Source organism: Ignavibacteria bacterium, from assembly GCA_016873775.1.
Taxonomy (GTDB): domain Bacteria; phylum Bacteroidota; class Ignavibacteria; order UBA10030; family F1-140-MAGs086; genus JAGXRH01.
In genome coordinates, this window is record VGWC01000037.1 from 1 (window position 1) to 22,749 (window position 22,749).

Below are 22,749 nucleotides of genomic sequence, written 5' to 3' on the forward strand. Positions count from 1 at the left end.
AACAATTATTCCAACAACAAAAGCCGCGGCGTAACTTTGAGCAACACCAACTTGTATTTTCCGAAGTTGTCCGCTGATGATTGCAATGAGCGATGCAGTTCCGTTCACCATGCCATCAACAATTTTTATATCGAAAATTTTCCACAAGAAACTTTCCGAAAGTTTGAATGTAGAATTGACAAAAAGAAAATTGTAAATCTCATCAACGTAATATTTATTCCAGAGCAGTTTTCGAAATCCGTTAGAATTATTTTCAACAGGAAGCGTTTGCGCAACATATTTTTTTCTTGCAAAGAAAATACTTGTTACTGCGATTGCAACAGAAACAGCCATCAATATATATTCCATTGAATGTGAACCTTCGTGATGAAGCGGTAAACGAAATTGCGCTTTTTCGAAAATCGGTTCGAGAAATTTTTCGAGAGCATTTCCACCACCGAGTGATTCGGGAATTCCAACAAATCCACCAACGATGGAAAGCACAGCAAGTATCATCAATGGAATCGTCATTGTTTTTGGCGCTTCGTGAGGATGTGTATGATGTGAATCGAAACGCGGCGTGTTTTCAAACGTAAGCGAAACAAGGCGGAACATATAAAACGCAGTAAGTGCCGCGCCGATTGCTCCGAGTAACCACAGCACAATATTTCCTTGCGAATATGCTTTCCATAAAATTTCGTCTTTGCTAAAAAATCCCGCGAACGGTGGAATGCCTGCGATTGCAATTGTTCCAATCAAAAATGTTGCAAACGTAATCGGTAAATATTTTTTCAATCCGCCCATTTTTTGAATGTCTTGTTCTTCGTGCATTGCATGAATCACGGCTCCGCTTCCGAGAAACAAAAGTGCTTTGAAAAATGCATGCGTCATCACGTGAAAAATTCCGGCAGTGAATGCGCCAACACCGAGCGCGAGAAACATATATCCAAGTTGTGAAACAGTTGAGTATGCAAGAACTTTTTTAATATCGTTTTGCACAAGCCCAATAGATGCGGCGAAAACTGCGGTGCAAATTCCGACAACAGCAACAATCAGCATTGTATCAGGAGCGAGCGCAAAGAGAATTGAACATCGTGCAATCATATAAATTCCGGAAGTAACCATCGTTGCCGCATGAATCAATGCTGAAACCGGCGTTGGTCCCGCCATTGCATCGGGAAGCCAAACAAACAGCGGAATTTGTGCAGACTTTCCCGTTGCGCCGATGAACAAACATAATGTTATCCAAAACAAAATCGAACTTCCGCTTTGCAACGTTGCGGCTTTTGAAAATACATCGGTGAATGTCAAAGTTCCGAATAAGGAATAAATCAAAAACATTCCGATGAGAAAACCGAAATCGCCAACGCGATTGACAACGAATGCTTTTTTCGCCGCATCAGTTGTCATCGAATTGTTATCTGCGCCGCCGACTTCAAATTTTCTATCGTGCCAAAATCCGATGAGAAGAAATGAACACAAGCCAACGCCTTCCCAACCGAGAAACATCACGAGAAAATTATTTCCCAACACGAGACACAACATCATCGTGATGAAAAGATTTAAATACGTGAAGAAACGCCAGAACGCTTTATCGCCGTGCATATAACCGATGCTATATACGTGAATCAAAAATCCAACGCCGGTTACGATGAGAGTCATCAAAATGGAAAGTTGGTCAATTTGTAATGCAAACGGAATTGAAAGTGAACCGACTTCAAACCAATTAAAAAGTTGAATGATGTGTGCGCGTTCTTCGATTGGTAAGTGAATCATTTCCCAAAATATTCCGCAAGCAATTACAAACGGAATAAATACGGCAAGACTTCCAATTGTGCCGGAAATTTTTTCGTTAGAAATTTTCTTTCCGAATAATCCATTCAGGAGAAAACCAACGAGCGGAGATATGATAATATATGGAGCGAAGTTCATCAATTTTACATTTTATATTTTACATTTTGTCAGTAGTCAATTGTCCGTTGACCGTTGCAATTACTTTCAATTAACTTATAACTATTAACTAATAACGAACTACCATTTCATAATATTGATTTCATCGAGAAACAATGTTTGTTTGTTACGATACAATGCGATGACGATTGATAGACCAACAGCGGCTTCAGCGGCGGCAACCGTCATTACAAAGAATACGAGAATTTGTCCCGTTGCATTTCCGATGAATTGCGAAAATGCAATGAGCGAAAGATTGACGGAGTTGAGCATAAGTTCAATGCACATAAACACTACAATTGCATTTCGCTGTGTGAGAACGCCAACGACTCCCGTTGTAAAAAGTATTGCGCTGAGAATGAGATAATGTTGAAGAGGAATCAAGGTGATATACGAATTTAGAATTTCGATTTACAATTGAATTTTCGGTGGAAAAGTTAGGGAAAATCCGAGGAAGTACAAACTTGCTTTTAAAAACAAAAGAGTCTCCTTTTTGCAAGAAGACTCTTTTTTTGAAAGAACTTCCGTTCATCGCAACAACATAAGCGACGTAATCACGGCAGCAGTAAATGTGATCAACGTAAGCATCACAAGGATAGTTTGTCCGTCCAATAGTTTCGATTTGCCAACAAGGTCAATGTCAATATTTGGGAAAAGTTTTCCTTTCTTAAAAAAATATACATCGGCGAGAAATAATCCGAAGAATAACGCCGTTGCAAATGTTTGTATTTCTTCGCCACGTTGCATAAAAAATGCAAGTGCAATAAAGGTAATAATAGGAACAAGTAATTGCAACGATGCAAATATCTTCTTCCACGAAACGAACCATGATTTTTTAGAATATAAATAATCGGAAATTTGTGTGAACTTTCCATTCACCCAAATCGGTTCGTTTCCATCAACACGAAGCCAAACAGCATCTTTGTTCAGCGAGAGGAAAACGAATTTTTTCATTTTCCCTTCTTCGTTCCATATCATCATTTCGTATGCTAAATCTTCCAATGTATCGGGAAGTTCGGGATGACTGATAAATTCTGCGATACTGTCGCTCGAAAGTCGCATATCGTCAAGTTGCGTTGAAATTTCGATATGTTCTTCCTGCATCGTTGGCATATGGTCGCCGCGCATCAGTTCAAATAACTTGATAACGCCGTCGCGGTTGAGTTGACATGGTGGAAGCGTTGCATATTTTGTGTATCGCTTCATAAATTTCTCCGTTCTTTTATTAAGGTGAAAAAAATAAGTTGAGTGTTGCTAAATATATTATCGGCAAAAAAACGAAATTCTTTAATCAATAATACGTGGGATGTTAATTTGTTGGAAATAAACTTGATCCCGTATGAACTTTTTTCAACATTCCGAAATGTTTGTAGGCAATTTCTGTCGCTTCTCTTCCGCGCGGAGTACGGTGAAGAAATCCTTCCTGCATCAAATACGGTTCGTACACTTCTTCAATCGTTCCCGCTTCTTCACCAACGGCGGCGGCAATCGTGCCAACTCCTACTGGACCTCCTTTAAATTTTTCAATAATCGTGAGAAGAATTCTTTTATCCATTTCATCTAATCCGTTGCTATCTACTTCAAGTTCGTTGAGCGTTTTCTGGGCAACTTCTTTCGTGATGATACGTTTGAATTCTTTTAATGAAGGATCCGCTTGCGCAAAATCTCTGCAACGTTTGAGCAAACGGTTCGCGATTCGCGGCGTTCCCCGCGAGCGAAGCGCAATTTCTTGTAATCCTTGTTCCTTCGCTTCAACGCCAAGTATTTTCGAAGAACGTCGGAGAATTTCTAACAAGATATTCGGCGTATAATAATCGAGCCGGTTGGGAATTCCGAAACGCGAACGAAGCGGCGCGCTTAATAATCCCGCGCGAGTTGTCGCTCCAACAAGTGTGAATTTTTTTATTTCCAGTTGCACACTGCTCGCATTAGGTCCCGAATCGTTGATGATATCCAAACGAAAATCTTCCATAGCAGAATATAAATATTCTTCAACAACAGTATTGAGGCGATGAATTTCGTCAATGAAAAGTATTTCGTCTTGTTCCAACTTCAATAACATTCCCGCTAAATTATACGGTTTGTCGAGGATAGGTCCCGATGTTATATGAATTTTTTTTCCCATTTCGTTTGCGATAATATGCGCAAGAGTTGTTTTTCCTAAACCGGGAGGTCCCGTGAGTAACACGTGGTCCAGCGGTTCTTTGCGTTGTTTCGCGGCAGAAATAAAAATGCGAAGATTGTTCACAATTTTTTCTTGTCCCCAAAATTCGTGGAGCGAATTAGGGCGAAGTGTTGTATCGAAATCGCGCTCGTCTTCCAACTGCTCGGGCGTTGTAATGTACGTTCTGTTCATAAGTTCGGTTGAAAACTACAAAAAATACTTTCTTTGAACAACAATTCTTTTAAAAAAAGGAAACGTACGTTGCGCGTTTGTTGTTTAACAAAAAAATAAATTTTTCATTTGTTTTCCTTAAATTTTCATCGTCCCAACTCTCGGACTGTTATTTGATTTCATTGCTGTTTTTTTTGTAATTTTGTCCACAATAAAAAGGAAATTAATTATTATACCTCTTCGCTACTATTTTCATTTTTTATTTAGTTAAAATCTTTAATTAACGTACGTGGGTTTTCGCTCAATAGTACAGCGTTTTATTTCATTCTTGCGTCAATATACAGCAACGGCAATTATTGTAACTGCTGGTGTTGTGGCTACTGCTGTGGTGGTGGTTCGTACCTTTCGCGACAAGCCAACACTTCCTGCTATTTCCGTTGATACTACGCACCAAAAGAAAATTTTTCCTCCCGAAATTCCATCAACGAAAGATACTCTTCTCAAACCTCAGGAACCTGAATCCGTGTCCGTTGCTCAAGAAATCTTTTCGGAAAACAAACACGTGGATTCAACGAATATCATTTCGAAACCGGAAACTTCTCGCGCAATTGTATCACAACAGATTCCTTCGGTAAAAGAAACTACGAGCGTTGCGGCTTCTCCATTTTCTATAGATAGTACAAAACAAATTACAAAAGCGCAACAAGACACAACGGAAAAAATTTCTTCCGACACATCTGTTGAAGAGAAAAAAACATCTCCCCCCATTACCAAAGATGAAGTAAGCGAAAAAGAAAAAATAGAAGAAGAAAAAGAAGGAAAAATTGAACAAGAAGAAGGAGAAGGGGAAGAAAAAAAGGAAGACGAAAAAATGTCCAAACCATCAAAAGGAACTGTTGAGCCGAGAAGAGATACACTTCGACGCGATGCGCGAATAGATAGTATCGCACTCGGATTAATGCGCGATACTTCGTACATCATCGAAGGCGATTCTTCCGAACGGATACGACAATGGAATTCGAAACAGAGAGTTCCATTGTTTGCATACGCGTTTTCAAAAAAACAACATTCGTTTTCTCTTGCCGTCAATCATCCTGCGTACGAAAAAAAAGTCGAAATGGATACTTCGGGAACATTTATCTTTGTTCGCGAATTTTGGTACGGTAAAGATATGCGTATTCCGCAAACGATGACCTTGGACGAATATATTAAAGAACGAATCGCGTATGAACAACGAAAACTTTGGGAAGATAGCGTGTATTTATACCGTTTCAAAAACGAAGGAAAAGACGCACTCGGTTCGTTGTTTGGAACGATTACGAACATTGATATTCCTATTCCCGCAAATCCGTTGTTTAGTATTTTTGGTCCTCCAAGAATCAATTTGCACGTTTCAGGTTCAGTGGATATTCACGCAGGATTTCGAACACAAAAAAGTGATTTGGTTTCTACTTCGGCGCGCGACCAATTACAAACAGACCCGAATTTCAATCAGGAAGTGCAAGTGAACGTGAACGGAACAATCGGCGATAAACTCAATATTCTTTCCGATTGGAATACGCAACGCACGTTTGAATATGAAAATCAATTGAAACTCAAATACACGGGGTACGATGATGAAATAATTCAAAGTGTCGAAGCAGGAAACGTTTCGATGCAAGCGCCGGGATTTTTTGGAAGCAGCGCCGCATTGTTTGGAGTAAAAGCAAAAATGCAATTAGGTCCCGTTACCTTGTATTCTCTTGTATCACAAAAGAAAGGACAAATAAAAGATGTAACGGTCAAAGGCGGTTCAAAAGAAACACCGTTCGAGGTAAAGCCGTGGGATTATTCCACAAACCACTATTTTGTTGATACGCTGTATAGAAGCAAGTTCGTGGATTATTACAATAATATTCCTTCCATTGTAGATGCGCGCTTGCAGATAAAAGACGAAGAAGTATGGATAACTCGGAGCAACAGCAGACCAGAACCCGGAGACAGAAAAGTTGTTGCTCTGCTGAACCTTCCATCCTACTTGTCATCAGATACTATTCCTTCAGTGTATGATTCTATTCGAGTAATTCAAGGCGGCTCCGGAGGAGATACCGTAGTCGGAAGTTTTTATAAATTAGAAAAATCAGAATACACATTCCATCGAGAAACCGGTTACATTACGTTGAACAGAGCGCCAAGCAACGACCAAGCAATTGCGATTGCATATCGTATCGAAGGCAATACAGGAAATGAAACTGATGATGAAGTGTTCGGCGAATTTTCGAGCGATAATAACAACTCGGAAAGTGTGTTGATTTTAAAACTTGTTCGTCCGAAAAACTTACTCCCTTCGTACACGCAAGCATGGAAAATGCAATTGAAAAATATTTTGAGTTTAGGCGCAAAAAATTTAAAAGACAAAGGATTTGAACTAAAAATTTTCTACGAAAAACTAAACGAAAAAAAAGAAAGCATTAATCCGTTTGGACAAGAAGTAAAATTAGTTACCATATTGGGACTTGACAAACGCAATGCACAAGGAGCAACAATTCCTGACGGCGAATTTGATTTCGCTCCTGGTTTAACAATTGACCAATCGCGCGGCGAAATTATTTTCCCGACGCTTCGTCCTTTTGATTCCACTATCATCAATTATTTCAACTCAACCGATACAGCAATTCTTCAGTATACGTTTCATCAGATTTATGATAGCACGTTGGAAGAAGCGAAGCGTGTTCCGGGATTGGACAACTACATTATTCGCGGGAAATACACTGCGGATATTACTTCGCGGTTTAATCTTGGGTTCAATGTTGTTGAAGGAAGCGTGAAAGTTTTACACAATGGAAGCCCGTTAATCCCCAATGTTGATTATACAGTGGATTATATTTTAGGAGACGTTATCATCAAAAACGAATCTGCTCTTGTTCCGGGAGCAGATTTGCAAATTTTGTTCGAACAAAATGATTTATTCCAACTTGCTTCAAAAACATTATTAGGCGCGCGGCTCGAAACAGAACCGTTCCCCAACACGATACTTGGTGCAACGTTAATGAATCTGAATCAGCAAACGTTGAGCGACAAAGTGCGATTAACAGAAGAGCCAACAAATAATTTGATGATGGGTTTCGATTTTAAATCATCAATTTCCATGCCGTTGCTCACGGATGCATTGAATGCGCTTCCGCTGTTTCAAACGCGAGAGCCTTCAGAAATTGTTATTACTGCCGAAGCCGCATATATGGACCCGAATGCGAACACAAAAAAAAGCACTATTGTTGGCGAAACCGATAAAAGCATTGCATACATTGACGATTTTGAAGGCGCGCAACGTTCCATAACACTCGGAACAAGTTTCTCGCAATGGAAACTCGCAAGCCCACCGAAACGGGGATACGATGCGGATACAACGACGGCAACATACCGTTCGAAACTGATGTGGTACACTCCTCCCTCCGGAACAGTTATCAGCGATAGTATTTGGCCCAAACGCAGCACTGCGGCGGGAGAAAACAACGTAACAGTTTTAGATTTGCGAATGAAACCGCGCGAACGAGGTATGTATAATTATACAAAGACTACGACTGATGAAACAGCACGCGAATTAGATTGGGCAGGAATAATGCGCGCAATGAGTTCTTCGTCGAATAATCTTGTGAATCAAAATATGTCGTACATCGAAATTTGGATGCAAGTAAGAAACAACGACGACCTTTCTACCGGAAAAATGATGATTGATTTGGGACAAATTTCCGAAGACATCATACCGAATTATACATTGAATTCGGAAGACCTCATAGCATTTTCGGTTCCAAACGGAATCCTCAATGTGAACGAAGGTGAAGATGTTGGTCTTGATATGCTAACAGATGAACAAGAACGAAATGCAGATACATTAAGAAAAAAACTGAAACAACCTGTTGACCCGACGGTGCTGATCGGCGACGCAAGTGGAGACAATTATGATTTTGCCGGTCCATCCTCTAATAATTATTCAAACATCAACGGAACCGATAACAATCACGAAAGCATTGCGGGAAGATTTCCGGACACGGAAGATTTAAACGGCAACAATAATTTAGACGTATCCAATAATTATTTTGAGTACGAAATTGACTTGAACACTTCTGTTCCCGAACAAAACCCGTTGATTGTTGGAGGCGGAAATAACGGATGGTATCAATTTCGTATCCCGCTTTCCGAAGCAACGCGTCGTATCGGAACTCCTACGCTGGAAAACGTTGAATATATACGCGTTTGGCTATCGGGCTTTCAACATAGCACCGATGTACTTGTTCGTATTGCCGATTTCAGTATTGTTGGAAATCAATGGTTAGAATACACGCGTAACGACAGTGTATTAAAAACATCCGTTGTCAATGTAGAAGACAATCCCGAATATAGTATTCCGCCGGGCGTAGTTCGCGAAAAAGACAAAACGAAACCCGACCAAAATGTTCAGTTCAATGAACAAGCGCTTGCTCTCATTGTAACGGATATGCCCGATGCGCGTAACCAGCAAGATAGCGCAAAATATCAAGCAGTGCGTTATTTTACTTCTCCGATGAAACCGTTGGATGTTCTGAATTACAAACAAATGAAAATGTTCGTCCATGGAGAACAGTACAATGCTGTTACAAGAAATGGATTTCGCTTCATAGATTCGCTCAATTACGATGCCGATTTCTATATTCGTTTTGGAAACGATGCGAATAATTATTACGAATACCGCGCACCGCTACGTCCTGCGGGTTCATCCATCACCCCGGAACAACAATGGCCCAAAGAAAATTTTGTAACCATTGATTTTGCCGAGCTCACTTCTTTAAAACAAGGAAGAGATTCTGCGACAACAGTGAATGTAAAATATCGTCGCGTTTCCAATGGTGTTCCTCGTGCCTATTATGGAGTGCGCGGCAATCCTTCACTTTCCCGCATTGCATATATAGGCATAGGAGTTACAAACCCTCCAAACAATCCATCACCGCAACGATTTCCCCTTGATTTGGACAATGTTATTTCCGGGGTCGTGTGGGTAAATGAATTGCGACTTGTTGATGTTGACAACACTCCCGGTTGGGCATATCGTATAAACTCCAGCGTTAAACTCGCAGACTTGGGAAATGTGCGAGTATCGTATTCAGAAACAGACCCATTTTTTCATACGCTCGAACAACGCTTCGGAAGCAGAGAAGTTGCAAAGGATTTAGGATTTAGTTTTGATATTGGTTTTGAAAAATTCTTGCCGCAAAGTTGGCAAGGAACAACATTGCCGTTCAGTTATACGTACTCGCAACGAAAACGACAACCACGATATTTTCAAGGCACCGATATTATCGTAGAAAAAACTATTCATCGGCTACAACAAGAAGGCAACAACACCGATTCTCTCGAACTTTCCTCCCAAACGCGCTCTGTTGCACACGTGTTTGCAATGCCGACTATTCATTTTGCTGTTCCCTCAAACGCATGGTTTATTGACCAAACAATCAATCGGCTCTCGTTTTCTGCTAACTACAATATTCAGCGCGATACGAACCCGCAATTTCTTTCCAGCGAATTATGGGGATGGAATGGAAGAATTTCGTACGATTTATCGTTTCCTGCAGATTATTATATTCAGCCATTTAAAACCGTTTTTGCAAATATTCCTATTCTCAAAGACTATAAAGAATATAAATTCTTTTACACGCCGGGAAAAATTCAATGGAATGTTGATGCACGGCGCGATAGAAAAGAAGAAATAGCGCGAGCAGGAAGAAAAAAAAATTTGACATCAAATTTTCTTGCAAATCGTTCGTTCGGATTCGGATGGAAAGTGAGCGAAGGCGGATTGCTGAACGTGAACGGAAGTTATTCTCTTTCTGCTGAAAGTGTTCCGACGCACCTCGAAGAAGATTCTTCTACTCATACACTCTATTCGTTTTCTAAAATCGTTCGAAAGTTATTTGTTTCCAAAAAAATTGTTGACCTTGGTGAAGATTCACGATACGGACAAAATGTTTCGTTGCAATTGAAGCCAACAATTCCTAATGTATTTGATATTCCCAAGTATCTCGATTTGGGCGGCGGATACAAAGTTGATTACGGATGGTCATCGAAATTTCAAGGGGAAATCGGTCAAAGCGCAGGATGGAGCAATCAAATTGATTTGGGTTTTAATGTGAAGTTGAAACAACTTGCAGACTTGTGGTTTCCCGTTGGAACCGGCCGAACAGAAGCGCCAAAACAAGAACTGGTAGAACGCGGAAGAGGACGAGGAATGCGTGAACGAAAAGAACTTCTTCCGGATTCGACACAAAAAAGTACACCGCCCGATACAACGTACGATGAGAAAACACCAAGCGTTCCCATCGGAGAAAAATTAGGTGAACTTGCGCGAATGTTTCTGAAAGTTCCGTTGTTAGATTATGATAACATCCAAATCAATTTTTCTCAAACCAATAAATCTGCAAACAGCGGCATTGCCGGTGAAAACGCAACGGGACTTCATAACTTTTGGGGTTCACAATTTTTTTCAGGAAGCACCATAGAAAACGGACCATCAGCGTTGTATCAGTTAGGATTAACGCGTTCTCCCGGAGATATTCGCGCACGGAAATTTTTTCAACCGAAATATGATACGTTGGGAAATATTATCAAAGATTCGCTCGGAAGAATTCTCGGCGACACCATTCGCCCGCAATTAGTGGATGATTATGGGCAAACGAACAAACTCACGTTGAAAACTTCGCGCAATTTGTGGGAAGGTGCGCGCATTGAATTGAACTGGTCTGTTGGATGGGCAAATAATGAAAATGAAGCATTCAACACGGATTTTGACGGAAACAAAGTCGCTTCTTCAACTTCGTTTCGCGGCGGCGGAAGTATTGACAGAACATTTTTGATGTTGCCGATTCCTTTGTTTAAGCCAACGAAATCGTATTTAAAAAACGTCGGCACAATTGCTTTAAAAAAATCTTCCGGCGGTTCTCTCTCCAATGAAGATGTTGCTAAAGCGTTTGAAGAAGGATTAGAAACTTTTCCGATTCTGAGTAAAATTTTAGGTGAGTTTGTTCCGCGTGCAAATTATTCGTTCCGTTGGGGAGGATTAGAAAAAATGTCCACCTTCACCGGAATTTTTTCTTCTTTGAGTTTCGAGCATACGTATCAATCTACATTTACGCGGACGTTCACCGTATTATCCGATAGAAAAACACAACGCACAGAAAACGCAAAAGTGATGTTTGCATTTCAGCCGCTTGCAGGGATCAATGCGACATTTGTGGAAATGTGGAAAGGGAATCTGAATTTTTCTCTGCGGTACAATACACAAACGGCGTACGACCTCGTTGCGTCAAGCGCAGATATGAAAGAAACGTTCACGCGGGAAATTGCAGGAACGCTCGGATACACAAAACGCGGATTTGAAATTCCGTTGTTTGGATTTTCACTGCAAAACGATATTGATTTCAGTTTTAATTTTACCCTCTCTGAAAATTCCGCTAACTCGTACGATGTACTCACACTTGCGCAAGACCAAAAAGGAATTCCGCAAGGAGGAACAACACGTACACAAATGGAACCGCGCATTCGCTACATTTTGAGTTCGCGTGTTTCTCTTGCAATTTTTTATCGCTACACCAGCATCAAACCTGACGAAGGCGGATCCAACATTCCTGGAACAACAACAAACGAAGCAGGATTAGATCTGAAGATTTCGATACAGTAAAAGTTGTACGATTTGAAAAAGTTGCGTGTTTTTATATCCTGAAACGCACCGTAATTCCTTTCACAAAATTTTTATACGAAGGAATAACCGAAATGTTGTTGTTCTCAATTCGATGAAGATACGGAATCCCTACCCCGATTGCGCTTCCGACAATCGCACCAACAATGATATCCGTCGGGAAATGCGCGCCGGAAAAAATGCGCATCAATCCTACGGAACTTGCCGCGCTCATTGATACAGACCAAACCGTTTTGCTGGATTGGGAACGAGGATAATACGCAGAATACACACTCGCAAGAAACGTCATCGAAGCAAACGCCCAAGTCGTATGTCCCGAAAAAAATGAACGGTCGCCTTCAATATCTTGACGCAATGACAACGGCGCATTTTCATTATACACATACGGACGATTTCGCTTCAGTGTTCCTTTGGCAATCGAAGGAAGAAACGTTGCAAGTAAAGCAGTTTCAATATACATTGTTGAAATTGTTTTCCAATCGTCTCTCATATTTTTATCTGAAATAATGAAACCAACAGGAGCGGCAATGCACGCAGCAACCAGATAATCGCTTCCGAGAGAAATTTTTTCCGAGGCAAATTGTGTTGCCCATCGGTCGAAAACATTGATTTCGTTTCTCTGGAGTTTGGAAATTTCATTCAACGATAACGATTTCAATGAATCATCAAGTGAAGCCACAAGAAATGCAATTCCGATACTTCCCGCAACGATTATTCCGTCTTTTTTCCACGAACTTTCAAACGGAGATTGAGCAACGGAAAGAGAATAAAAAAATGGGATGAGGAAAAAAAGAATTGCAGAGTTATGCAAAACCTTTAAGGTTTTTTGTTGTTGAAGTGAACAAAAGTATTTCTGTAAAGCAAATTTCATTACCGTAAACCCTTGAAGGTTTTTATGAACCATTTTCATTCCGTCAGCAAATTCGCGGCAACTGTTCTCCGCTTAACATATCAACAACACGCGTTCCGCCGATTTTGCTTTTCATTACTACAACTCCGCTATGCTCATCAACAACTTCGCCGATAATCGTTGCATTTTTTCCGAACGGATGTTGTCGCATTGCGATCAATATTTTTTCTGCGTCATTTTTTTCTACAAACGCAAGAAGTTTTCCTTCGTTTGCAATATACAGCGGGTCAAAACCAAGAATTTCGCATGCGCCGGTAACTTCTTCTTTCACAGGAATTTTATCTTCAGTAATACCAATTCCTTTGTGTGCGCTTTCTGCAATTTCATTCAATACGCTTGCAACGCCTCCTCTCGTAGCGTCGCGAAGAACGTGAATGTTGTTGCTTGCAGAAAACATCGTTTCAACCAAATCATTCAAAGGCGCCGTGTCGCTTTGAATTTCTGTTTCAAATTGCAATCCTTCGCGCATACTCATTATTGCAATTCCGTGTTCCGCAATAGTTCCGCTTAAAATTATTTTGTCGCCAACGTTCACATTTTTCGGCGAAATATTTCTTTCCTTTCCAACGATTCCAATTCCCGAAGTGTTGATAAAAATTTTATCACCTTTTCCTTTATCCACAACTTTTGTATCGCCTGTAATGATTTGCACGTTTGCTTTCTTCGCCGCTCCTTGCATTGATTGAACAATGCGCCACAACTCTTCCATCGCAAATCCTTCTTCAATAATAAAAGCGCAGGAAAGAAACAGCGGTTTTGCTCCGCACATTGCTACATCATTCACTGTTCCGTTCACCGCAAGTTCGCCGATATTTCCTCCCGGGAAAAAAATCGGATTGACAACGTAGGAATCCGTAGAGAATGCAAATCGTATCCCGTTTATTTCTACGATTGCGCCATCGTGAAGCGGCTCAAGAAATGCATTTTGAAATTGAGGAAAAAATATTTTCTGAATAAGTTGTTGGGTAAGTTTTCCTCCGCTTCCGTGTGATAGAAGAACAGAAGGATAATCAGAGATAGGAATTGGACAAGAAAACATATTCGGGATTTTAGAATGACAATTTTAGATTTTCTATTGAGAAAAATTTCTGCTGTACGCTAAATGCTAATTGCTATTTGCTCTCTGCGCTTTCAATGCCGATGCAAATCCTTATGCATAATTTTTCGTGTTTCGTGTAGTCTATCGTCGGCAGGTAAATCTATAAGGTAATTATTCATCTCTTCATCATTTTCCGCCTGAAGAAGTTTTGCAACATACTCAGTGACGCTTCTCGGAAAAATATTTTCTCGTTCGTACAAATTTCTTTTTGCAAGCAAAATGCGCGATGACTCCACACAACTTTTCGGAAGCGAAAAAAGTTTATTCAGCAATTCCTTGTCGTGAAAAATATTCCCGGTTACATACATTTCATTCGCAATTCTCAACGCATCGTCATTTGTTAAACCCCATTCTGCGGCGAGCGTTATTCCAGCAAGAAGCAGATGTACAATTGCGCTTCCATCGGGACTTCGCAATTCAACCGTTTGTCTTCCAATCGTATCGTGAAATTCCGTTGTTTGCTGCGGATTTAATTTCATCGCAAGATTACTGACATTTGACCATCCAAGCGGAACACGAATCATCGCACTACGATTTAAATCGCTCCAGCAAATTTTTGTCGGTGCTTCCTGATTTGGCACCAACCGCAGATATGCGGATGAAACGGTATTGCCAAATGCTGTGAGCGAATCGGCGTACGTACATAGTCCACCGATAACTTTTTTTGCTTCGAGTGATAATGTTCCATTGTCATCGAGCATACGATTTTTCCCATCACGCATAACCGCGATATGAAAATGCATACCATTACCCGCAATTCCTTCTTCCAGTTTTGGTGTGAACGTAGCAACACAATTATTTTTATGCGCAACATTTCGAACAAGCCACCGGGCAAGCACAACATTATCTGCGGCATCTTCAATCGGCATCGGCAGAAATTCGATTTCAAATTGTTCGCCGCGTTTTCCGTCAATTTCGTTTTCATCTCCGCTAATGTTTTCGATGTAACCAACTTCGCTGTGTGTGTACTTTACTGCGCCGGTGATTTGTGTAATATAGCGCGCCATTTCGTTCACAATTTCTCCGCTTTTGATAAATGGTGCAGAGCCGTGATAGCCGCGTTGTTTTTGCCCAATGAATGTTCTTGCTGTTGTTTCGCTCAACAAAAAAAATTCCAGTTCGCCGAGAGCATACAAATCTGCCGATGTTTTTTTTCTGAATAAATCGGCGGCGCGGCGCAAAATCGTATCGAGCGCAAATGGTGCAAACGTTCCGTCGCGCAAAAAATATCTGCAGATAAAATCCAAACTTCTATCATCGAAAGGACTAAAGAATGCAGTTTTGTACACGGGAACAACATACAAATCGGAAAGAGAAATATCTACCATTCCTTTGAACAGCGACGAACCGTCAACGCGTTCACCTTCGGCAAGAATGCGTTCCGCCTGCATTCGATTGCAAACGGGAATTTTCAATTCTTTCAGTTTTCCGTCGAGCGCAGTGTAATGAAACGTAATATGTTCAATGTTTTTCAACTCGATGATACGAATGAAATCTTCACGCGTAAATTGTTCACGCGGTTTATCGGCGAGTACCGAAACGGGGTTTGCAAGCGCGTAGTTGAAATTCATAAAAAAATATTTGCCTCGTTGGTGTTCTGTTACTTGAGCAATAAAAGTTTTCTTGTTTGTTTTTCATTTTCGGAAACAAGTTGATAAAAATACATTCCGCTCGGTACATTGGTTGCGTCAAATTCTATGTTGTGCATCCCTTTATTTTTTACTTCGTTCTTCAATAACTCCGCTACTTCTCTTCCTAACGCATCGTACACTTTCAAAGAAACAAGCGCAGTAGTGGATAGTGAAAAGCGGATAGTGGTCGTTGGATTAAACGGATTCGGATAGTTTTGAAGCAACAAGGTATTGGAAGGAAGAAGATTTCTTTCTTCTTTCACATCGGTAACAACTTCTGCAACAACAAATACGCTATCCTGCAACGTATCCGCATTATGCGTAAAAATAATATGCGCTGAATGTACACCAACATTCGAAGATGAAAACGAAACAGAATATTTTTTTTGTGAATGTGCCGCAAGAGTATCAAAGTTCGGGACAACGGAAAATGCGCTATCCGTTGTTGTAATTGAAGAAATAACAAGCGGAACCGTTCCTAAATTTTGAACAAAAAAACTATCGGACACAAGCGAGTCAATAAATACAGAAGTGAACACAATGGTATCTTTATCCACAGCAAACATGGGCGCATTCCATACAACGCCAAAATTCTTTTCCGTAAAATGTTCGCCGTCAATGAGCGTTACGGTGTGCGTTCCGTTCGCGGGAGACGTCGAAATCCATTTTGCAGGAGGAATAATTATTGCGGAATAATTTCCGGGTTTCACAAGTTGAAAACGATATTCGCCATTCTCATTTGACAACAGAGAATCTTTTTTAACTCCCGTCAATCGAATTTTGAAATCCTCTAACGTTCCTTCACTCGAATCACGAATGCCATTTCCATTTTCATCGTTGAAGACAATCCCACTGATAGTTCCGGGAAAGCGAAGTTTCCAAATTCCATTTGCCTGCAGCGCATAAATATTCATCGAATCAATTGCTAACACTGCGTAATTGCTTCCACTTGTCAAACTATCGGAAGTGCGGATAAATGTTTCTCCGTAATTGCGGGAAATATAAACTCCACCTGTCGAATTCAACGGCTCTCCGTACGTTCCCACATACACATAACCGGGATTTTCGAGCGATACGGATAGTCCCCACGTGTTGCGATTATTCAGTTGTGGAATATCATACCACGTATCGCCGCCGTCGGATGTTTTCATAAACCCACGAACACCTCCCCAACGAGCCGCATACGCAATGCGCGGTTCGAAGTGGTCAATTACAAGTATCGGATATTCGCCACTGTGAAGATGTTTTTGTGTCCACGTCATTCCGCCATCCGTAGATTTCCATAAACCATTTCCGTTATCGCCGACGTATAAAATTTTATCGTTATCGGGACGAATGACGGCACAATCCCACGAGTTAAAACCAACTCCGGTTCCTCCAACATCATTTGTTCTTCGCACGAATTGCCACGTGCTTCCGAAATCCACGCTTTTGTACAACGTATCGCCGCCTTCGGTGTACATCAAATCGCGATGATTCGGTTCGTAAGCAATAGGACGTCCGTAGTAGGAAAAATTTCCGCTCCACGTATGAAACCACGTTTGTCCCCCGTTTGTTGTTTTCATTATTCTATCGGGAGGACCTGCTTCTTGTCCAACAACCATTGATAATGTATCGCTGGGATGCACGGCGATAAATTTTATCTGATTTCCGTTGCTCACCGTATCGTAAGAATGCCACGTTCTTCCGCGGTCAAGACTTCGGTAAATAATGTTGTTGCCGGAAGCGCAATAAACCGTATTATGATTTTGCGGATTGTATGCAAACGGGTCGCCTAATCCTCCGCCGTTTATTTTTTGCACCCAAACAGCGTTTGTTTGCGAAAAGCATTGTGTAGCGATGAAAGAAAAGATGAGGAAATATTTTTTTTGAAGTATAAATTTGAACATAGAAATAATGAAGAATGAAATAAAAATGTATTGCTGAATACTACTTTATTAAAACCAACTTTTTCACATTTGTTTTCCCATTCACACTCAGCGCATAAAAATATATTCCGCTGCCCAGCGTCGTCCCATCAAGCGAAACAGTGTGCGAACCTTGATTACGTTCGCGAAAAAGAGTTCGAAGGTTGTTTCCGAGAATATCATATAATACCAGCGAAACATCGGCATCGGTGGAAATCCAAAAATCTATTGTCGTGTTGGAGTTAAACGGATTCGGATAATTTTGCGAAAGAAGAAACTCAATAGGAAAAGAAAACTCTTGAACAGGTTTCAGCATCGGCGCAGTAGTTTCAACTGTTGCTGAATCTTCGCTCATTACTTCCACAACTCCTTTTCCCGTTGCAAGCCAAGCATCGTACGTGCGTTGACCTAAATTATTGAAATCAAATTCATTTCCGATATTTTCATCGCGCAGAAATTCAATCGTAGATTTCGTTATCGGTTGATACAGTAATTGCGCAGAAACTTTTACCACTTCTTTCGGCATCGCGTATGACGTAACATCCCAATATGCACCGTCGTCGTAATGATAGCCAACAGGTTCTGCCATTCGTTCCCGAAATGCAGAATACGAAAACCCGCGCGGAGGAATTCTGTTGTCAAAATATACCGAATCGTTCAATGCCGCAAATCCCGAAGGACCAGCGGGAATACTGAATAATGCAGATGCAGTTTGCGATATTCCCAATTTCACCTGATACAATTTCAGTTGCGCATCTTCGAGGAGTTCGCCGCTTGCTTTATTGAAAAATCCGGAACGAAATATCGTATCGCCGTATTCACTGAAACCATAAACTGCAATCCACATTTTACGCGCAGAAACTCCCGTAGGCAGTTTGTGTCCAGTGGTATTGGTAATTCGCACTAATACGCGAACAGAATCATTTACTCTTCCAGCAGAAATTTCAAACACGGATGATTCTCGCAGCAGTTTCCTGCTTCGTTCAACGCCTTTCTTCAATGCAACGGTATCAACATCGGGAAACACATCGAGAAAGTAAGGAATAATTTTCGGAAGAAATGTATTTGCGCCGGTAAAATAATGTTGAGCAACATCGAAATACATTCTACCATTGAGTGAATTTTCGCTCATCACTTTCGGCATATGACACGTTTGACACGTTCCCGCTTCACCTTGTTGTGCAAACCAACTCAACAACCATTCGCTATATGTTCGCTGCGCCGGTCCGTAGGTATGGGACGCTTGAAAAACATTATGCGCCGTCGGGTCGGCAGCATACGGATTACTTTGGTCGTGGCAAACACCGCAGAACGCACTTTGTTTCAGAAACGTATCGCGAAATGTTTTATGCGGAGAATTCTTATTGGAACGTGAACCGCGCTTCCTATCGGGTAACGATTGAATAATGTATTGCGCATTGCCATATCCACGCGGAGGTCCCATTTGCATATCGTACAACGCAGAGGAATCGGGATGCATCGCGTCAACCATTCGATGACAAAAATCGCAATTGGTTTCAAAAAAATCTTTCCGTCGGTATTCTTCGCCATTAGGTTGTGCGCGACCTTCCAACCAACTTACAGGACCGTGACATCGCGCGCACCAATCGCTGCGAAGAATATCGAACTTGGAAGAAATTGCGAGCGCAGACCAATACAACGGGTCGCGTGTGAGCATTCCGTGCATACTTCCGCGCCATTCGTTGTAAATTTTTGGATGACACGATTGACATGCTTGCACGCTATCGAACGGGGCAACGTCGCCGATTTGCGTTCCCGGCATATGGAGATGTAGGGGATTCCATTGTTGCAGTTTATCCGAAAAAGCAATGATGAAACCTCCTAATAAGACGAAAACGAGAAGACTCGTTGTTTTGTAAGAAAAAAACTTCTTCAAGAGTATTGTTGTAAAAATATTGGTTGTGCCGCTCTCGTGTTTATTCAAGAATTGACGGAAAAAACTTTCCTGTGTCCTTATTTCATAACGGTGAATTTTTTTGTTTCGCTGTAACTCAACTTGCTCGCCTCGGCAAGTGAGCCTTGTTGCGATACATTTAAGCGATAAAAATATATACCGCTTTGTAGGTGCGTTGCATCAAATTGTATTTCGTGTTCTCCTGCACCTTGTACTTCGCTGTGAATCAATTCCGCTATTTCTCTTCCAAGAATATCAAAGATTTTCAAGGACACAACACTATTCACGAATAACGAATAACGAATAACGGTTTTCGGGTTAAATGGATTGGGAAAATTTTGCGCAAGGGAAAATTTATTCTTGTCAAGTGTAACTTCATCAACGCCCGAAGGAACGAACGAACCGCTATAACCGAAGAGAAATCCTCCGCCAAACGGTGCAACGCTCGCAGGAATAAATATTGCATTGGAAATGTTTTCCCAATGAGGAATAGAAACGCTCCCTTCTCCTATGGATAAATCGAACGTCAAGGAAGTAAATCTGTTGGCGCTGTCGAGGATAACGGTTCCCAAATACGGATTCCCTAACGGGTCGCTGAATGCAAGCCCAAACGTTCCCGACGAATGATCTCCGACAATAGAAATATAATATGTTCCGTAATGTTCGATGTCGTTCAACGCTTCGTTGGTTGAATCGAATGTTGTAGAGTTGAGTATGCGGTGAATTCTTGTTTGCGGATACAAACTACCTTCGCTGTAATGCGAATGAGAAGTGTTTGCTCTTCCTCCGGTTAAATAATTCCACACAACATACGTTCCGAAAATTTCCTGGAGTGAACTTCCGTAAGAACGCATTGCGCTGTCAATGGCATTAAGTCCTGAAGTTTGACCGATGGTTTCTTCCCAGATTTTTTTTATAGCAGGCACGCCGAAATTTTCGGAAACACAATGCCCGAATACGGCGGCAGAATATTCGTGTTCACCGTTCGCCGTTTCTAACGTTAAATGCGGCGCACGAAAAACACCAGCGGGGGTATTGAGATACAAATAATAATCGTTGATAGCATCGTACGCAATATCTTCAATCCACGTTGACGATATTTCCAGCAGCCACGAACCGATTTCGTAACCATAGACAAACTGAACCGCGTGAAAAAACTCGTGCGCGGCTGTTACTTTCATCGGCAATGTTCTATCGGGATATCCGAAGCCGTCAAAATTCGGGTCAACGTGAATATAACTTGACCAACCTCCGCGCCCAAGATAATTCGGGAAAAATGTTTCGGTAAACGTTACTCCGTATGCGCCGGAGTTTCTGTGCATATATATATCATACAAATTATTTCCGCCTCCCGCCGTTCCATCGGGTGCAGGAGAGTCGTAACCGAGAGTATCTAATTCAAATTTCCAAACTCTGTCAAAAATTTCTGCCGTTCGGTCTACATAATCGGGAATTCCGTTTTGAGGATTGATGTCAACTGTTGGCTGATACACTGCGTGCGTTCCCGTTGTATCAAAATGAATGCGAAATTTTCCTTCGGGCGTGTTGTAAAACTTTTGTTTCTGAGGTCGTGCAAGAAACGTCTCAATTTCGTTTTGGGTAAAAAAAGATGACGACTTCATTTCTTTCTGTAACTTCATCAAAGTTGGCGTTCCGCATTTTTCAACTCCGGGAATTGCTTCGTAAAATAGTTTATCAAGTTGTGTGCGGTCAACAATGTTGTACAACAAATTAAGGAGATACTCATCGTGTGAAAGTTTTCCACTTTTGTACGCTTCTTCAATTTTTCCACGTATTGAAGTTCGCGGTTTATTTTCTTCGGAAAAAAGAATTGACGTTGTAAAAAACAGTACTGTGAAAAATATGATTGTGTGTTTCATTGTGGTTATTAAAAATTCTGACTTCTATCTACTAACTACTTACTTAAAACGTTTCCATCTGTATCACATTCAACAATTTTTCCAATCGCAAGTTTTTCGAGCGGCGAAAGAATTTTTTCTTTATCGCCAACAACGACGATACAAAGTTTTTCCGTTTGAAAATATTTTTGCGCTGCATTGTGAACGTTTTCTTTCGTCACGTTGAAAAGGTTATCCGAAAGCGAATTGAAATATGAATCGGGCAAACGATACAACGCAATTTCAGTTAATTGGCTTGCGATTTGTCCCAGCGTTTCGAACGTGCGCGGCAACCGTTGCACCACTGCGGTTTTATACATTTGAAATTCTGAATCGGCAACAACTTCTTCGCGCATTCGATTTATTTCGTATAGAAATTCTATTATCGAACTATCGGTAACTTCGGTTTTCACTCCCGCGCTCGCAACAAACGGTCCGGCAGATTTTCTGAAACCGAAATTGGCATACGCGCCGTACGTGTAACCTTTCGCTTCGCGCAAATTCAAAAACAATCTTCCGCTGGAACTTCCGAGAATATGCTGCAACACAGTGAGCGTGTAATAATCTTCCGTCGCGCGATTTGTTCCAAGTTGCCCCACGCGAATTTCCGTTTGCGGCGCATCGGGTTTGTGAACGAGATAAATTTTTACGTCGCTCGGATTTTCGGCTTTGGAAATCGTTGAACTCGGAAGCGTTTTCATTTTCCAATCGCTCAGATATTTTTTTGCAAGCGTTATTGCTTCGTCTTTCGTAATATCGCCGACGAAAATAAGTGTCGCATTATTTGGCGCGTAATATGTTTCGTAAAAACTTTTTACATCGCTCACCGAAAGATTTGTTACGCTTGCCGAATCTCCGCTCACTTGATTTCCATACGGATGATTTTCATACAAACGTTTCGCAAATACTTTCGAAGCGACTGCTGTTGCTTGATCTTTTTGTTGGGATAAACCCGTGAGTAAATCATTTTGCAAGCGAGAAAATTCTTTTTCTGGAAACGTCGGATTGAGAAGAACGTCAGCAAAACTTGCAAACGATGCATCGAGATGTTCTTTCAATGTTGTGAGCGAAAGAAACGAGCCATCATAATTTGCGCTTGCAGCAAATTGCGCTCCGAGAAAATCGAATGCGTCGGCAATTTCGAGCGACGATTTTGTTTTCGTTCCTTCATCAATCATCGAAGCCGTGAATCGCGCAACACCGGATTTTCCATTTGCATCGGCATCAGCGCCGGTTTGAAATACGAGTTGCATCGTAACAACGGGAAGTTTATGATGTTCGACAAGCATCAATTTCAATCCGTTCGGAAGTTCCGCGCGTTGAATTGTTGGAAGCGAAATCGCAGAAAGTTGTCCCGGTTTCGGTTGAATAGTACGGTCGAGTTGTGTGAATGCGGTTGATGTCATTAACAAAATTGTTA

Annotated in this window: 12 protein-coding genes; 1 reads left to right on the forward strand and 11 read right to left on the reverse strand. The window is 41.2% G+C overall.

Features of this window, described 5'->3' with window-relative positions; all coding sequences use genetic code 11:
- The 4 genes from nuoL to ruvB all read right to left on the reverse strand — a co-directional run.
- A partial coding sequence (gene nuoL, locus FJ218_06675) for an NADH-quinone oxidoreductase subunit L (GenBank protein ID MBM4166583.1) occupies nucleotides 1-1,911 on the reverse strand: 1,911 nt, incomplete at its 3' end.
- A gap of 99 nt (nucleotides 1,912-2,010) precedes the next feature.
- Nucleotides 2,011-2,313, reverse strand: a complete 303-nt coding sequence (gene nuoK, locus FJ218_06680) for an NADH-quinone oxidoreductase subunit NuoK (protein ID MBM4166584.1) — start codon at nucleotides 2,311-2,313, stop codon at nucleotides 2,011-2,013.
- Between the two features lie 144 nt (nucleotides 2,314-2,457).
- Entirely contained in the window at nucleotides 2,458-3,135 is a 678-nt protein-coding gene (locus FJ218_06685) for a hypothetical protein (GenBank protein MBM4166585.1), read from the reverse strand.
- 103 nt (nucleotides 3,136-3,238) lie between these two features.
- Nucleotides 3,239-4,285, reverse strand: a complete 1,047-nt coding sequence (ruvB, locus tag FJ218_06690; protein MBM4166586.1) for a Holliday junction branch migration DNA helicase RuvB — start codon at nucleotides 4,283-4,285, stop codon at nucleotides 3,239-3,241.
- Between the two features lie 307 nt (nucleotides 4,286-4,592).
- On the opposite strand from ruvB, the gene sprA reads away from it, so the two are divergent.
- Complete coding sequence (gene sprA, locus FJ218_06695) at nucleotides 4,593-11,951, forward strand: cell surface protein SprA (GenBank protein ID MBM4166587.1); 7,359 nt, start codon at nucleotides 4,593-4,595, stop codon at nucleotides 11,949-11,951.
- Between the two features lie 31 nt (nucleotides 11,952-11,982).
- Here the strand turns inward: sprA and FJ218_06700 are convergent, their stop codons facing one another.
- The 7 genes from FJ218_06700 to FJ218_06730 all read right to left on the reverse strand — a co-directional run bounded on the left by FJ218_06700 (nucleotide 11,983) and on the right by FJ218_06730 (nucleotide 22,735).
- Nucleotides 11,983-12,879 (reverse strand): phosphatase PAP2 family protein, encoded by an 897-nt coding sequence (locus tag FJ218_06700; GenBank protein ID MBM4166588.1) that lies wholly within the window; start codon nucleotides 12,877-12,879, stop codon nucleotides 11,983-11,985.
- A gap of 4 nt (nucleotides 12,880-12,883) precedes the next feature.
- The gene (hypE, locus tag FJ218_06705; protein MBM4166589.1) at nucleotides 12,884-13,918 is read right to left on the reverse strand and encodes a hydrogenase expression/formation protein HypE; all 1,035 of its coding nucleotides are present in this window, start codon (nucleotides 13,916-13,918) and stop codon (nucleotides 12,884-12,886) included.
- 92 nt (nucleotides 13,919-14,010) lie between these two features.
- A complete protein-coding gene (locus FJ218_06710; GenBank protein ID MBM4166590.1) occupies nucleotides 14,011-15,549 on the reverse strand; it encodes a glutamine synthetase in 1,539 nt (512 codons plus the stop codon).
- A 29-nt stretch (nucleotides 15,550-15,578) separates the two neighbouring features.
- Nucleotides 15,579-17,498, reverse strand: coding sequence for a T9SS type A sorting domain-containing protein (locus FJ218_06715; GenBank protein MBM4166591.1), 1,920 nt, complete (start codon nucleotides 17,496-17,498; stop codon nucleotides 15,579-15,581).
- A gap of 40 nt (nucleotides 17,499-17,538) precedes the next feature.
- Nucleotides 17,539-19,413 carry a T9SS type A sorting domain-containing protein gene (locus tag FJ218_06720; protein MBM4166592.1) on the reverse strand — a complete coding sequence of 625 codons (1,875 nt, stop codon included), beginning with the start codon at nucleotides 19,411-19,413 and terminating at the stop codon, nucleotides 17,539-17,541.
- A 77-nt stretch (nucleotides 19,414-19,490) separates the two neighbouring features.
- Entirely contained in the window at nucleotides 19,491-21,311 is a 1,821-nt protein-coding gene (locus tag FJ218_06725) for a T9SS type A sorting domain-containing protein (GenBank protein MBM4166593.1), read from the reverse strand.
- Nucleotides 21,312-21,346: 35 nt separating this feature from the next.
- Nucleotides 21,347-22,735, reverse strand: a complete 1,389-nt coding sequence (locus FJ218_06730; protein MBM4166594.1) for an insulinase family protein — start codon at nucleotides 22,733-22,735, stop codon at nucleotides 21,347-21,349.
- Between the last annotated feature and the right edge of the window lie 14 nt (nucleotides 22,736-22,749).